Annotated in this window: 14 protein-coding genes; 2 read left to right on the forward strand and 12 right to left on the reverse strand. The window is 65.4% G+C overall.

Features of this window, described 5'->3' with window-relative positions; all coding sequences use genetic code 11:
- Window positions 1-86: 86 nt before the first annotated feature.
- From AAHM44_RS06255 to AAHM44_RS06265, 3 genes are all read right to left on the reverse strand, one after another.
- The gene (locus tag AAHM44_RS06255) at window positions 87-362 is read right to left on the reverse strand and encodes a hypothetical protein (RefSeq protein ID WP_342249408.1); all 276 of its coding nucleotides are present in this window, start codon (window positions 360-362) and stop codon (window positions 87-89) included.
- Between the two features lie 242 nt (window positions 363-604).
- Complete coding sequence (locus AAHM44_RS06260) at window positions 605-1,030, reverse strand: hypothetical protein (RefSeq protein WP_342249409.1); 426 nt, start codon at window positions 1,028-1,030, stop codon at window positions 605-607.
- Window positions 1,031-2,027: 997 nt separating this feature from the next.
- Window positions 2,028-2,453 (reverse strand): hypothetical protein, encoded by a 426-nt coding sequence (locus tag AAHM44_RS06265; protein WP_342249410.1) that lies wholly within the window; start codon window positions 2,451-2,453, stop codon window positions 2,028-2,030.
- A gap of 254 nt (window positions 2,454-2,707) precedes the next feature.
- Between AAHM44_RS06265 and dld the strand changes: the two genes are divergently transcribed.
- Complete coding sequence (gene dld, locus AAHM44_RS06270) at window positions 2,708-4,423, forward strand: D-lactate dehydrogenase (RefSeq protein ID WP_342249411.1); 1,716 nt, start codon at window positions 2,708-2,710, stop codon at window positions 4,421-4,423.
- Window positions 4,424-4,435: 12 nt separating this feature from the next.
- Here dld and AAHM44_RS06275 read toward each other — a convergent pair whose 3' ends face one another.
- Window positions 4,436-5,278, reverse strand: a complete 843-nt coding sequence (locus AAHM44_RS06275; protein ID WP_342249412.1) for an amidohydrolase family protein — start codon at window positions 5,276-5,278, stop codon at window positions 4,436-4,438.
- A 173-nt stretch (window positions 5,279-5,451) separates the two neighbouring features.
- Between AAHM44_RS06275 and AAHM44_RS06280 the strand changes: the two genes are divergently transcribed.
- Window positions 5,452-6,432: a bile acid:sodium symporter family protein gene (locus AAHM44_RS06280; protein ID WP_342249435.1), complete on the forward strand. Its 981-nt coding sequence runs from the start codon at window positions 5,452-5,454 to the stop codon at window positions 6,430-6,432.
- Here AAHM44_RS06280 and speD read toward each other — a convergent pair.
- Genes speD through AAHM44_RS06320 form a run of 8 tightly spaced genes read right to left on the reverse strand, consistent with a single transcriptional unit; the run spans window position 6,429 to window position 13,322 of the window.
- Window positions 6,429-6,785 carry an adenosylmethionine decarboxylase gene (gene speD / locus AAHM44_RS06285; RefSeq protein ID WP_342249413.1) on the reverse strand — a complete coding sequence of 119 codons (357 nt, stop codon included), beginning with the start codon at window positions 6,783-6,785 and terminating at the stop codon, window positions 6,429-6,431. The genes AAHM44_RS06280 and speD overlap by 4 nt on opposite strands.
- Window positions 6,782-8,392, reverse strand: coding sequence for an FAD-dependent oxidoreductase (locus tag AAHM44_RS06290; protein ID WP_342249414.1), 1,611 nt, complete (start codon window positions 8,390-8,392; stop codon window positions 6,782-6,784). Before AAHM44_RS06290 ends, speD begins: the two co-directional genes overlap by 4 nt.
- A complete protein-coding gene (locus AAHM44_RS06295) occupies window positions 8,382-9,917 on the reverse strand; it encodes a polyamine aminopropyltransferase (RefSeq protein ID WP_342249415.1) in 1,536 nt (511 codons plus the stop codon). The genes AAHM44_RS06290 and AAHM44_RS06295 overlap by 11 nt, the downstream gene beginning before the upstream one ends.
- Window positions 9,910-10,122 carry a DUF350 domain-containing protein gene (locus tag AAHM44_RS06300; RefSeq protein ID WP_269573826.1) on the reverse strand — a complete coding sequence of 71 codons (213 nt, stop codon included), beginning with the start codon at window positions 10,120-10,122 and terminating at the stop codon, window positions 9,910-9,912. Before AAHM44_RS06300 ends, AAHM44_RS06295 begins: the two co-directional genes overlap by 8 nt.
- A gap of 10 nt (window positions 10,123-10,132) precedes the next feature.
- Window positions 10,133-10,279 carry a hypothetical protein gene (locus AAHM44_RS06305; protein ID WP_184161688.1) on the reverse strand — a complete coding sequence of 49 codons (147 nt, stop codon included), beginning with the start codon at window positions 10,277-10,279 and terminating at the stop codon, window positions 10,133-10,135.
- Window positions 10,276-11,649: a DUF4178 domain-containing protein gene (locus tag AAHM44_RS06310; RefSeq protein ID WP_342249416.1), complete on the reverse strand. Its 1,374-nt coding sequence runs from the start codon at window positions 11,647-11,649 to the stop codon at window positions 10,276-10,278. The genes AAHM44_RS06305 and AAHM44_RS06310 overlap by 4 nt, the downstream gene beginning before the upstream one ends.
- Window positions 11,639-12,313 (reverse strand): DUF4178 domain-containing protein, encoded by a 675-nt coding sequence (locus AAHM44_RS06315; protein ID WP_342249417.1) that lies wholly within the window; start codon window positions 12,311-12,313, stop codon window positions 11,639-11,641. The genes AAHM44_RS06310 and AAHM44_RS06315 overlap by 11 nt, the downstream gene beginning before the upstream one ends.
- A gap of 7 nt (window positions 12,314-12,320) precedes the next feature.
- Entirely contained in the window at window positions 12,321-13,322 is a 1,002-nt protein-coding gene (locus AAHM44_RS06320) for an SPFH domain-containing protein (protein WP_342249418.1), read from the reverse strand.
- Between the last annotated feature and the right edge of the window lie 51 nt (window positions 13,323-13,373).

A 13,373-nucleotide genomic window follows, 5' to 3' on the forward strand; every position in this document is an offset into this window, starting at 1 on the left:
TAGTGGGGCGCTTGCCGCCTGTCGGCTCCTCGGCGGGCAGTTGCCCGGCTGAGCGACGACAGTTGGGTGAAAAGCAGTCGTTCGAGTTAGTATGCGAATGAGGCCTTGAAGCCCCAATTCCCGCTCTCATTCGAAGCGACCGAGTAGTTGGCCTCGCGCCACATAGAGCCGCTTACTCTGAAGCAATCACATAGCGCGTAGAGTGCTGAAGTTAGCTCGTCTGTGGTCCCCACGAGATCCCGCAGCCCTCTCGGGTTGCTGATCTCGATCTCAAGTCTTTCAATGCCGTCGGCTTCAACTCTCTTCACGCTTAGGTCCGCTGCGTCCCAGGTCTCTGGCGTGGCCTCGATGAGTGCGGACACAATGCGCCGGTCAATTGGAGCTTGCTCTTCCACCCGCATGATTTGCCCTCTCTTGGCTGGTTGAGATCAGCCTAACGGTCCAATCACCTCCGAGGCGAAACGGTAAGCCGCCCTCCGGTATGTCCGCAAGTGGGGCGCTTGCTGCCCGGCAGCTTCAGATTGATCGCCGCACCGCCGAGCGGCCGATAATGGGTGGGAGGCTGACTAGCAGCTTTCGTTCGCTCGCTATCGAAAGCGGCCGGTCAGTTCAGAAGCTGCAACACAGCCAGCGCAGCGCCGTGTTTATCGCCGATAGGAAAAAAGACAGCGGCATCAGAGATAGGTGCGAAGCCTTCCTTCGAGCCAAGGTTACGCTGTGGCGTGATCTTAATCTGATTGTCCACGACACGAATGCTCACCCTTTGCGCCGCTTTCATAAAAGCGGCGTGGCTGCGAACTCCAGCTGCGTCTTGAAACGGTTTGAAGAAGCCTTTCCACTCGCTCTGTTGCGGGTGTCCCACAACCACTGCGGACTTCGCCAAGGCATCTTCTATAGCGAGGGCAATGTCGGCGGCGACGGCCGGGTAGACGCCGGGATCCACTTCCAACCCGAGGCCGGTTGTCGTGCGAACGACAGGGGCAACAATGATTTTCCCATTGGCGGAATATGCGACGGCGGATTGAATCATCGCTCGATATTATGAAGGTTGGACTGTGTCCGCTATGGAGAACCGTAAATCAGCGGACGAATGACGGAGACTGGGGCGTAAGCTGCCGGTCCGCTTTATGAGTGCGCAAACTAGAACATCTGGTGGCCGGCCCACCATGTGCCCGCCTGACAGGTCGGTCACCCGCTCTAGAGTCGTGAGTGGCAATGTGGCAGGCTGTGAAGCGTCGATCACGTAGACTTGGACGGCGGCAGGCCCGAACTGGGATGCGTGATCGGCTTCCGCTATATGCCGCGCCAACATCGGGTCATCCGAATCTCGCCCCCGAGGTCACCGACTTTCGGATAACCCCGCGTCACGACAACCGAACACGGCCATCAAGAGCATTCGCCCCGCCTAGCCAGAAAACGTGGCCGGAAGACTAAGAGGGATCTCCCGGCCACGCGCCCGATGGGGAGCCCTGACTAATGCCAATTCCCCCAGGATCTCACGACAACATGGATCAGGACGCAGTCCCCGACTGCCTGCCGTGCGCACCGGAGCGACGGCGATCGCCCTATCTGCACGTCTTCAGGTACCGCAGAACATCCCGCTCAATAGCATCGCACGATAGGGCGAGGTGTGACTTCCGATAGAGCGGATTCGCCCTTTCGACCGTTTCGCAAAAGTGCAGCAGCGTACGCCTGCCCACCACCGGCATAAGCATCCGACAAGCGAGCTTCTCGCAGGTCGTCAACGGTCTCCCGGGGCCCTCTGCAATGCTGTCCCGCAGGATGGTAATGGCTTGCCGAAGCGCTCGGGGGTCATTGTAATCCACGCTGTGAACATAAAGGGAACGACAGCGATTCGCCTAGGCCGCGACTCGAGCCCTCGACCCGATCTTACGACTGTTGAAAAGGGCGACCGGAAGAAACCGTGGGGATATCTTCCGGCCGCGGTACTAGGGAGACGCGGGATACTGCCAAGTCACCCGCGCGCTTGCAAGGAGGCGCATCAACCCACTGACCGCGACTTTCGTCTAGGGCTTCTCGCGATTGCCTGCCTTCAGCCAGGCAATAATCTGCAGCGCGTGCCGGCGAAGGCAATTTGGCTCTTGAATGAGAGAAACCACCGCAGCCGTGTGATCGCGCTCAGCAAGCGCAGCCAGCTCGTCGAGATCGCCTCGATAATGCCGGACAATCCTGATTGCCGCCATCCCCATCCCCGCCGCCTCTTCGGACTGCACCTCGAGCGCCCGCCTGTACAGAACACCGGCTCGGCCGGGCGTCACACCAAGAGCAGCGCCGATCGCTTTGAAGGTTGAGCCCTGCTCGCGCATCTGCAGGACGGTTTGATGTCTTTCGAGCACAGCGGAAACATAGCAACTACTGCGCGCAGCGCCAGCCAAGGGTTGGAGATGCGCCCCCGCCTCCCTGATCTTCGCCCTCCCTGGCTGCATCTTCAAGCAGATGCGCCCCTCGCCAGCGGATCTGGCGCTCATCCTCGTTGCATCTCGCTTTGCACACGAATTATAATGTGGGGGTATCGGTGGGGGTATTTCGCAAACCTTGTGGGCGCAGAAGGGCTGATTTCGGCCGTTTCCAGCCCAGTTCATGGTAGGCGGCGGACCCACCACCGCCTCTCCGCGCACATGCGCCCATCCGGATCCGCGCAATTTCCATTTGGGCCCGGCCTGCGCACGCGCTGCAGCTGACGGGAATGACGGTGGGCGAAGAAACGCAGGTTCGGGACGATCTCCTCCAGGCGCTCGAAGGTGCCGTCGGTGCGCGACATGTATTGACCGATCCCAGGCGCACCCGCTTCTATCGCACCGGTTTTCGAACCGCGGCGGGAGATGCCCTTGCCGTGGTCCGGCCGGGATCGCTGGTGGAGATGTGGCGCGCGATCGAGGCCTGTACCCGCTTCGGCGCGCCGATGATCGTGCAGGCCGCCAATACCGGCCTGACCGGCGGCTCCACGCCGGCACCGGGCGGATATGACCGGCCGATCGTGATCATCAGCACCCTGCGCATCGGCGGCATCACCCCGATCAACGAAGGGCGCCAGGCGATCTGCCTGCCCGGGGCAACGCTTCACGCGCTCGAAAGCGCGCTGAAGCCGCTGGGCCGGGAGCCGCACTCCGTGATCGGCTCCTCCTGCTTCGGCGCGTCGATCGTCGGCGGAGTCTGCAACAATTCGGGCGGCTCGCTGGTGCGACGCGGCGTCGCCTATACCGACTATGCCCTGTTCGCCCGGTCGACGGCCGATGGCGGCATCGAACTGGTCAATCATCTCGGCATCAACCTGGGGGACGACCCCGTCGAGATCCTGCACCAGCTCGACACTGGAGCCTTTCCGCGGATCGCGGACGAGACCCCCGGCAAATCGGCCAGCGACAAGGACTATGCCAGCCAGGTCCGCGACGTCGATGCGGATACGCCCGCGCGCTACAATGCGGACAAGAGGTGCCTGCACGAAGCCTCCGGATCCGCGGGCAAGCTCGCGGTCTTCGCGGTCCGGCTCGACACGTTCGAGCTGGAGAAGGACACCCGTACCTTCCTGGTCGGCTGCAACGATCCCGCCCAGTTCGCGACGCTGCGCCGCGCTATCCTGAGCGAGGATCGCCCGCTCCCGATCGCGGCGGAATATCTGCATCGCGAAGCGTTCGATCTCGCCGACACCTATGGCAAGGACCAGTTCCTGCTGATCGAGAAGCTGGGGACGGACCGGCTTCCCAGGTTCTTCGCGCTCAAGAGCCGCATCGACGCGATGCTCGAGCGCTGGCGGTGGATGCCCGCCAATGCCGTCGATCGACTGCTGCACGGACTGGCGCGCTGGCTGCCGGACCATCTGTCCCCCCGGCTGCGCGAATGGCGCGGTCGGTTCGAGCACCTTCTCCTGATCAAGGTATCGGCCGGCGCGGTTCCGGAAATGCGCGCGCTGCTCGACCAATGGGGCTCCGGCAAGGACGCAGCGAGCGTCGAATGCACCCCGGGTGAAGCGGCCAAGGCGTTTCTCCACCGCTTCGTGATCGCGGGCGCGGCGATCCGGTACCGAGCGCTGCACACCCGGCAATCGGCGGGCGTCCTGTCGCTCGACATCGCGCTTCGCCGCAACGATGCCGACTGGTTCGAGACGCTTCCGGCCGAGATCAGCGAGCAGGTCGCCCACCGCATCTATTACGGTCACTTCCTCTGCCATGTGCTGCACCAGGACTATGTCCTCACGGCAGGCGCCGATCCCGATGCGATCAAGACAGCGATGCTCGACCTGCTGGACAAAAGGGGCGCGCGCTATCCTGCCGAACACAATGTCGGCCATACCTATCCCGCGGCACCGAACCTGGCAGCCTTCTACGAAGCGCTCGATCCGGCCAATCTTTTCAATCCCGGGATCGGCAAGACCTCGCGCCGGAAGAACCACGAGGCGGGATAAGGCACCGCTGGATCAAGCCGGCAATCGATAGATGCGTTCGGCATTCCGCCAGAAGAAGTGCTCGCGATCGGACTCACTCCAGTCCTCGCTCAGTGCTTTCGCCAGCCCGAACCAGGCCTTGTAGCCGCCCGCGACTTCACAAACCGGCCAGTCGCCGCCGAACAGGATGCGATCGGGACCGAACGCCTCGACCGCGGCGCGGGCGTACCAGAGGATCTCGTCCGGCACCCAGCCGGTCCAGTCCGCCTCGGTAAGCAGGCCGGAGATCTTGCCGGCGACATTGGGCAGAGCCGCCATCTCGCGCATCTGCGCGTGCCAGGGTTCCCGCAGCCCGGCCAGGATCGCCGGCTTGGCGCAATGGTCGAGGACGAACTGTCCGTCTGGGCATTGCCTGACGAGCTCGATCGCCTCCGTCAGCTGGTCATGGGTGAGGCAAAGCTCGAAATGCAGCCCGGACCGATGCACCTCGCGCACGCCGGCTACGAAGCCGGGCTGTACCGCATAGCCCGCAGGATGGCCCTGGAGATTGTCGCGGATCCCGCGCACCAGCGGCAGGGCGCGCACTGCCTCGAACGTTGCCGGCGCGGCATCGTCGAGCAGCGCGACGCGCGCGACAATGGCCTGGATACGCGGATCGGCCTCGGCCAGGCCGGCCACCCAGGCCGCCTCCTGCACCGAACAGCGCGGATGCGCATCGCACTCCACAAAGACCATCCGGGCAACCGGCACATCGGCGGAGGCGCGCTGATATCCGGCGGGAAGGAAACTGCGGTCGAACGGCGAGCCCTTCTCGATCCAGGGATAGTCGAGCGCATCGACATCCCAGAAATGGACGTGCGTATCGATGACCTGCAAGCAGCCTTCCCCTCGAGAGATTTTCAGGGCCGCATATTGCGTGCCGATGCGCCCGTTCCGCAATCCGCCGCAGCATCCCCGCGCACGAAATTGCCATCGATCGATCAAACCAAGGGATGGATTGCGCCAGCGCCCTCCCGTCCCCAAGGTCCAGTCTTCCCTGGTTCACGAGTATCGCCTTGCTTCGTTCGCTTCTCGCCCGCTTCTCGATCGATCCCTATCTCCTGCTGCTGATCGGCACCGTGATCCTCGCGCTGCTGCTTCCGGCACGCGGGGCGGCGCAAGGCATCGCCGAGATGGCGGTGACGCTCGCGGTCGGGCTGCTGTTCTTCCTCTATGGCGCAAGGCTTTCCGCCTCGGCGGTATGGGCAGGCATCGCCCATTGGCGGCTCCAGTCGCTGGTGCTGGCGAGCACCTTCGTCCTGTTCCCGCTGCTCGGCCTTGCGGTCTATTTCCTTGCCGGCGCCTGGGTGCCGCATGATATCGCGATCGGCCTGCTTTACCTCTGCCTGCTGCCCTCGACGGTGCAGTCCTCGATCGCCTTCACTTCGATCGCGCGCGGCAATGTGCCGGCCGCCCTGTGCAGCGCGTCGGTATCGAACCTGCTCGGCGTGGTGCTCACCCCGATCCTGGTCGCCTGGCTGCTACCGGCCTCGGGCGGCGGCTTCTCGATGGGCGCGATCGAGGACATCGCACTGCAGATCCTGCTCCCCTTCCTCGCCGGCCAGGCGCTGCGCCGCTGGATCGGCGGCTGGATCCTGCGCCACCGCACGCTCACCTCGATCGCCGACCGGGGCTCGATCCTGCTCGTCGTCTATGCCGCGTTCAGCGCCGGCGTAGTGGCAGGTGTATGGAGCAGCCTGAGCGTGCCGGACTTCGTCATCGTCCTGCTGCTGAGCACGCTGATCCTCGCCATCGTCATCGCGATCACCACCGCGCTCAGCCGCGCGCTCGGCTTCTCGACCGAGGACGAGATCGCCATCGTCTTCTGCGGCTCGAAGAAGAGCATGGCGAGCGGCATCCCGATGGCGACGATCCTGTTCGCCGGCCACGCGGTCGGCCTGATCGTGCTGCCGCTGATGCTGTTCCACCAGATCCAGCTCTTCGTCTGCGCAACACTCGCCAGACGCTATGCGAAGCGCCCGCAGGCCTAGCCCGCCACCGCCTGTTTGCCGAAGTTGCGCTGGACCAGCGAGCGCTGGTCGATCCTCGCCGCTAGGCCAGTCACGATAGTATCGAGCCCCGCATCGAGGTCGTGCGCAAGCCCGCACATGAAGATGTCGACACAGGCGGTGCCATATTCGGGCCAGGTGTGGATCGAGATGTGCGATTCAGCGAGCAGGGCCACGCCGGTCACCCCCTGTCCAGGGCCGAAGCTGTGCAGCCGCACTTCGAGCAGCGTCGCGCCGGCAGCCGCCGCGGCAGCGACGAGGCAGGCCTCGATATGATCGGCCTCCGTCAGCCGGGTGGCGCCGCTAAGATCGGCGATCAGATGGTATCCGGTCACAACAGGGACTCATGCGCGTGGCGTAACAGGGTCATCGCGTCTTCGGCGGCGCGAACCCCGTGATAATGGGCTTCCTCGAACAGCGACAGTCCGCTGAGGTCGGAATGGGCGAGGAACAGCGGTGGCGCGGGCTGATGCGTCGTGCCGCGATCGAGAAAGCCTAGGGTGGGGCGGATCATCGCATGGCCCCAGCGCCAGAGTTCGATCGCACCGATCGCGCCGTCCAGCTCGGGATGCAGCGCCAACAGGTCGTCGCGCACGATGCGCTTCCACTCGTCCGCCGAACGTTCGACCAGCAGCCGGCGCGCCGCGGCGGGCTCAAGGTTCGACAGCGGCAGATACCAGGTGAGTACCGTCTTCTCGGAGATCGCCGCGGGCCCCTGATGGGTGGCGACGACATAGCCGAGCGAGTCGCTGGTGCTCGACACATTGTCCCAGGCCAGCGGCACGCCGCGCCCGCCAGGCAAGTGATCGACCGTGACATTGGCGATCAGCCAGGGCGCATAGCTGAACGCCTTGGAATCGCCGAGCTCGGGGCAAACCCGGGTGGCGATGAAATGCGGCATGGCGAGGATCGCAGCGCGGGCACGGGTGCGGACGGTGCGATTGGCGGCGACATCGAAACTGTCGACCAGCACCCGGTCTCCCTCGCGAGTGACCCGGTGGACGATGTGGCCGCGCGCGATCTTCCCTGGAAAGAAGCCGGCGAGCTGCCCGACCAGGCGGCCATTGCCCTCGGGCCAGGTCAGCTCGTTCTCACCTGCACCGTTCGCGGCCCAGCCGCGGCGGCCGGCGAAATAATGGATACCCGCCCAGGCCGAGACATGCTGTGGCTCGGTGCCGTAGTCGTCGCGCATCGCATAGCGGACATGGGCGCGCAGCACCGGCGAATGCCAGCCCTGCGCATCGAGCCATTCGGCGAAGGACTGCCCGTCGAGTGCGCGCAGGTGCGGCTCCTGCGAACTATAGGCCATGGGCACGGCGAAAGCCGGCTTGCCGTCGGTGCCGATATAGCTGGAAAAGCGCTTCATCTGCGCGTCGAAGGCCGCGAGGTCTTCGCGGTCCCGCCCGGTGAGCCCGGTGCGCGGGATCAGCCCTTCCTGCCAGCGCCCCTGCCAGAACAGCCGTTCCTGCAGATCGGCGCAGAGCTGGACAGGATCATAGACCGGCACGCCATCCGCATCGCCGGTGATCATGCCGAGTTGGCGCAGCAGGTGCCGGAGCGCCTTCGCCTCCCGGTTGGCGATCGGCAGGTAATGCGCGCCAAGCGGATAGGCCGATACGGCGTTGCGCCCGCACCGGGCATTGCCGCCGACCGCGTCCTCCAGCTCGAGCAGCTTGAACTTGCCGAAGCCGGCATCGGTTAGCCGCCAGCCTGCGGAGAGCCCGGCCACGCCGCCGCCGGCGATGATGAGGTCGACTTCCTCCTCGGCGCTGGGTTCGGGAAAGCCGCCGTCACGCAGCCGGTGGCCGCGCGCCATGTCGGCGCCGCCCAGCGCGCCCGGCGGCAGCGGCGCCTCATGGTTCAGCGCATAGGCGAGACCGCCGCCGGCGACTGCGATCGCCGCTGCGCCCAGGCCCAGCGCCGTGCGCCGGTCAGCCTTCATATTTCCCCCAGGCATCGGCGAACTCGCGCACCAGCACCTGGTTGTCGAGCCGGTTCACCGGGGTCGGTCGCCGCGCCATGTCGGGCGGGAAATCGAACAGGCGCTGGTCGATCGTGGGGGTGAGGAAGCGCCCGCCCGGCAGGATGCGCGCCTGGTCCGGGATAGGCCTGGCCGCCGCCAGCACGAAACCCCACTCGCCGAAGCTCGGTACATAGACATGATAGCCGCGCGTCTGCAGCCCCACCGCCTCGAGCGTCGACGCAACGGTCCAGAAGGCGTTGGGCGCGACCAGCGGGGAAGTACTCTGCACCACCATCATGCCGCCCGGCGCGAGCAGCTTGCGCACCGCGCGATAGAAGGTGTCGGTATAGAGCTTGCCGACTGAGTAATCGACGGGATCGGGGAAATCGACGATGATCACATCATACTGGCCGCTATGCTCGCGCGCCCAGCGAAAGCCGTCGGCATTGATCACGGTCATCCGCTTGTCGGTCAGCGAGCCGCGATTGAGCGCGGCGAGGGTCGGCGTATTCGAGAACAGGCTGGTCATCTCGCCGTCGAGGTCGACCAGCGTGAGCTTCGCCACTTCGGGATGCTTGAGCACCTCGCGCGCGGCCAGCCCGTCGCCGCCGCCGAAGATCAGCACGTTGCGCGGATTGGCCACCCGGCCGAGCGCGGGGTGCACCAGCGCTTCGTGATAGCGATATTCGTCGCGCGACGAGAATTGCAGGTTGCCGTTGAGATAGAGCCGCAGGTCGTCGTCGCGGCGCGTCAGCACGATACGCTGGAAGCGCGTGGTCTGGGCATAGATCACCGGTTCGCCGTAACTCGCCACCTCCGCCCAGCGCTGGAGCCGGTCGGACGCAATGAAGCCGGCGATCAGGCCGATCAGGATCAGCACCCCGGCCAGCTTCTCGCTCCGGTAGCCGGTCGCGCGGGGCAGCACGAACAGTAGCGCCAGCGCCACTGCGGCGTTGGCGATGCCGAACAGGAAGCCGGTGCGGATCATCCCGAGATGCGGCATCAGCAGCAGCGGGAAGAGCAGGCTGGCAACGAGCGCGCCGACATAATCGAAGGTCAGCACGTTCGACACGGTCTCACGGAAATCGAAGCCGCGCAGGATGCGGATCAGCAGCGGGATCTCGAGCCCGACCAGGAAGCCGATGGCCAGCACCAGTCCGTAGAGCGCGACCCGGAAATGCTCGACCAGCGGGAAGAGCAGGAACAGCGCGGCGGCCGAGCTGCCGCCGATCAGCGCGATCAGCAGCTCGACCCGGACGAACAACCGCACTTCGTCGCGCTTCACATAGCGCGAGCACCAGCTGCCGACGCCCATCGCGAACAGATAGGAGCCGATGACGGTGGAGAATTGCGTGACGCTGTCGCCGAGCAGATAGCTGGCCAGGGTGCTCGCCAGCAGCTCGTAGATCAGCCCGCAGGTGGAGACGACGAACGCGGACGCAAGCAGCGCCGCCGCGGGGGCGGAGGCGCGGAACCGTGGATGGGCGGGATCGCCTTCAGCCATGGATGGCGGCGGCGACGATCATCGCGAGCCCGATCGCGACGGCACCGGCGAATATCGCAACGGCGATATTCTGCTTCTGGTGGATCTCCTGCCACAGCTTGCCCGGGGTGAGCAGGTCGAGGACGATGAAGCCGATTGCGAAGATGACGATGCCGACCACCGCATAGACGAGCGTGGCGAGCAGGGCTGGAAAAGAAGTGAACATATCCAACTCCTTATTTGTGGGTGGGGCCAGAGATGCGGGAATAACCGTGCGCCCGCCCGCCTTCGGCGAAGGGGGACCAGGCGAAGATGCCGCTGAGCACGAACAGCGCGGCCACGCCGAGGCACCAGAGCGCATAAAGGAAAGTGCGGGTGCTCATTCTTCGTCATCCTCCGAGGATTGCGTCAGCGCGGCAAAGCCGGTCGGTGCGAAATCGCTTTCCGCCTGGCGTGCCTTGTCGAACTGGATGTGGCGGATCAGGCCGATCAGCAGCGGCAGGCCGAGCAGGAGCAGCGCGATGAAGAAGCTCGAGGCGAACAGCGCGCCGCCCCGCACCTCCACCACGACTTCCGGCTGGTTGTCCTGGTTCAGCCAGCCCGGATCCTCGACTGACATGCTCCTGGCGTAATCCCAGGTCGTGCTGCTGTTCCAGCGATTGCCCTTGTAATCGACGACCAGGTCATAATCCCCGGCCGGCACGCTCGCCACCGAGATCGAGGAGCGGCGCGAGCCCTCCGTCCACGGCCCGTCGGAATCGCTGCCCGAATAGCGCTCGGCCGCGCCATAGGCCTCATAGACCTGCTGCGTCTTGCGATCGACCAAGGTGTAGTCGAGATCGACCCAGCCATTCTCCAGCCGCGGTACATCGGCGCGGATCTCGACGCGCTGATAGAGATGGCCAAGGTGGATCGGGCCCAGCGTGACGGTACGTTCGGTGCCGTCGGAGGCGATCGGGAAGCGCCCCGCGGTAACCCAGCTGGTGCCGCCGAAGGCCAGGATCAGCACGGTCAGCAGCAGGAACATGCCTGCGAAGATCTTGAACCCGGTGCCCAGCCAGGCGGCGTTGGGCGAAGGCTGGTGCGGCATCGGCGGCCAGCTGGCGCCCTTCTGCACGCCGAACGCTTCCGCCATCTCCTTGTGGTCGAGCAGGATCGACCGGGTCCAGCTCACTTCATGCGCGTTCTTCTCGCGCGAGAGCATCGAGCCCGGGCGGACCCAGTCGGCACCGACCACTTCCTCGCCTACCGCCACGCGCCAGTAGAATTCGCCGAGCACATAGTTCACCCGCGCGGTGCTGTCCTCGTAGAAGCGGGTATAGGCCCTGTCGCCGAGCAGCATCGTCTCGTAATCGGAATAGCTGGGCGAGACGGTCAGCTGCTCGCCCAGGCTCCAACCGCGGCCGTCCGTGATCAGCCAGCGATAGCCGTGATAGGGATTGAACAGCAGATATTCGTCCCAGGCCCCGCCGCCCGCCGCCGAGCGCTGCAGATAGCCGATCGCTTCCCATTCGATCCCGCGCAACGTGCCGCGCGACCCAAGCGGAATCTCCAGCGCCTCGGCGGCCTGGCGATATTCGGTGATCAGCTTCACTTGCGGATCGGTGACGTCGAGGATCGAGCTGCAATATTGGCAGACGACGCTCACGCTATAGCCGGCTGCGCGGAGCGCGACCGAGCCGCCGCATGCCGGGCAGGCCAGGGCCTTCACCGCAGGGGCCGCGGGCAGCTGGAGTTCGGTTTCAGGCTGCATAAGCGGGAAGCGTCCAGCCTTCGAACGCGCGCAGTCCGGTGGGAGCGAGTTCAGGGAGCGTCACATAGCACCCCTGGTAGAAAGTCGTGGCGAGCGCATCGCGCTGGAGCGAGGCGCATTCGCCCTTCGGCCCGCGCAGATCGACGCTGTAGACCCGCCAGCCCGGCGTCGGGGTGAAGGGCAGCTCGCCTTCGGCCGCGATGCAAAGCACGTCGCGCGCATCGACGATCGTCAGCTTGCGCGCGTCGAGCGTGATCTCGGCGCCCGGCACCGCCTCCTTGCCCTTGCCGATGTCCTTGAGCGTGCGGGTCTGGACCTGGCTGAACGCACGCTCACGCATCAGCATGAACTGGCCCATCGCATCGCCCAGCCAGCCATGGCTGCCGTCGCCGAACAGCAGCAGCCACTCGTTCCAGGCGCCGTCGGTCCAGGCCCAGCGCACCCGGCCGATCACTTCGAACGGCTGATCCTCGATGCGCCCCCGCATCCCGATCTGCACCGGGCTGACATCGAAGGGCAGCGGCGCGGACTTGCCGACCACCATCACGCCGGTGTCGCTGCGGGAAAGCAGGCTATGGCAATAGTCGCAGACGCGCGCCGGCAGGGCCGCCGAACGGAAGACGGCTTCGGCGCCGCAATTGGGGCAATTGACGCTCAGGCTCATGACGGCTTCAGCGGATGCGCGAAAGCAGCTCGGCCTTCTTGGCGTCGAACTCCTCTTGGGTGATCGCCCCGATCGTCAGCAGCTTGTGGAGCTTCTCGATCTGGGCATAGGCATCCTCGCCCGGCGCCGCGGCGGCACCCGGCGCCGGCAGCGCGCCGCCGCCGATCCCGCCGGCCATGCTCTGGCCGATCGCCACACCGGCCGCCGCGCCCGCGCCGATGCCGGCAATGCCGCCCGACTGGGCCGCCGCCGTCTCGATCGCCTCGGCGCTCTGGAAGCGCACGAACCGGTCAAGGTCCCCGACCACGCGCATCGAACTGGCCTTGTCGAGCATCGCCTGCACTTCGTCGGGCAGCGACAGGCTCTCGATGAAGAAGCTGGTGCAGCTCAGCCCCCATTGCGCGAAGGCCGGCTCGACCGCTGCCTTGAGCTTCTCCGAAAGCGCGCTCTGGTTCGCGGCGAGATCGAGGAAGGCGATCTCGCCGGTGCCCAGCGCCGAGGCGATCGACGTGGCGATCGCGGCGCGCAGCTGCGGCTCGAGGTCGCTCACCGTCAACCGGTCGAGCGAGCCCATCATCTTCACCGCGAAGGCCGAGACGTCCTCGACCCGGAAGCTGTAGCTGCCGAATGCGCGGATGCGCAGCGGGCCGAATTCCTTGTCGCGCACCGGGATCGGCTGGGTGGTGCCCCATTTGAGCCCGGTCTGCTCCTTCTGGCTGTAGAAATAGACATCGGCCTTGAAGGGCGAGGCAAAGCCCTTGTCCCAGTTCATCAGCGAAGTGAGCAGCGGCAGGTTGCCGGTCTGCAGCGTGTGCAGCCCGGGCAGGAAGGCGTCGGCAATCTCGCCCTGGTTGAAGAACAGCGCGGTCTGGCCGCTGCGCACGGTCAGCTGCGCCCCGTTCTGGATCTCGCGATCCTGCATCGGATAGCGGATGGCCAGCGTGCCGGGCTCGTCGACCCAGTCGATGACGTCGACGAACTGCTTCGAAAGGAAGTCGAAAATGCCCATGATGCCCCTCCTGCACTGCAGGATAGGCGATATATTGCCGGCGCAAAACTG

This window comes from Sphingomonas sp. OTU376 (assembly GCF_038440415.1).
In the GTDB taxonomy this organism is placed as follows: domain Bacteria; phylum Pseudomonadota; class Alphaproteobacteria; order Sphingomonadales; family Sphingomonadaceae; genus Sphingomonas; species Sphingomonas kyeonggiensis_A.

Excerpts from the sequence above, each read along its gene's own strand:
- AAHM44_RS06300 (WP_269573826.1), bottom strand. The coding sequence starts at position 10,122 with ATGTTCACTTCTTTTCCAGCCCTGCTCGCCACGCTCGTCTATGCGGTG.
- AAHM44_RS06315 (WP_342249417.1), bottom strand. The coding sequence starts at position 12,313 with ATGAGCCTGAGCGTCAATTGCCCCAATTGCGGCGCCGAAGCCGTCTTC.
- AAHM44_RS06295 (WP_342249415.1), bottom strand. The coding sequence starts at position 9,917 with ATGGCTGAAGGCGATCCCGCCCATCCACGGTTCCGCGCCTCCGCCCCC.
- AAHM44_RS06290 (WP_342249414.1), bottom strand. The coding sequence starts at position 8,392 with ATGAAGGCTGACCGGCGCACGGCGCTGGGCCTGGGCGCAGCGGCGATC.
- AAHM44_RS06310 (WP_342249416.1), bottom strand. The coding sequence starts at position 11,649 with ATGCAGCCTGAAACCGAACTCCAGCTGCCCGCGGCCCCTGCGGTGAAG.
- AAHM44_RS06320 (WP_342249418.1), bottom strand. The coding sequence starts at position 13,322 with ATGGGCATTTTCGACTTCCTTTCGAAGCAGTTCGTCGACGTCATCGAC.
- AAHM44_RS06305 (WP_184161688.1), bottom strand. The coding sequence starts at position 10,279 with ATGAGCACCCGCACTTTCCTTTATGCGCTCTGGTGCCTCGGCGTGGCC.
- AAHM44_RS06260 (WP_342249409.1), bottom strand. The coding sequence starts at position 1,030 with ATGATTCAATCCGCCGTCGCATATTCCGCCAATGGGAAAATCATTGTT.
- dld (WP_342249411.1), top strand. The coding sequence starts at position 2,708 with ATGACGGTGGGCGAAGAAACGCAGGTTCGGGACGATCTCCTCCAGGCG.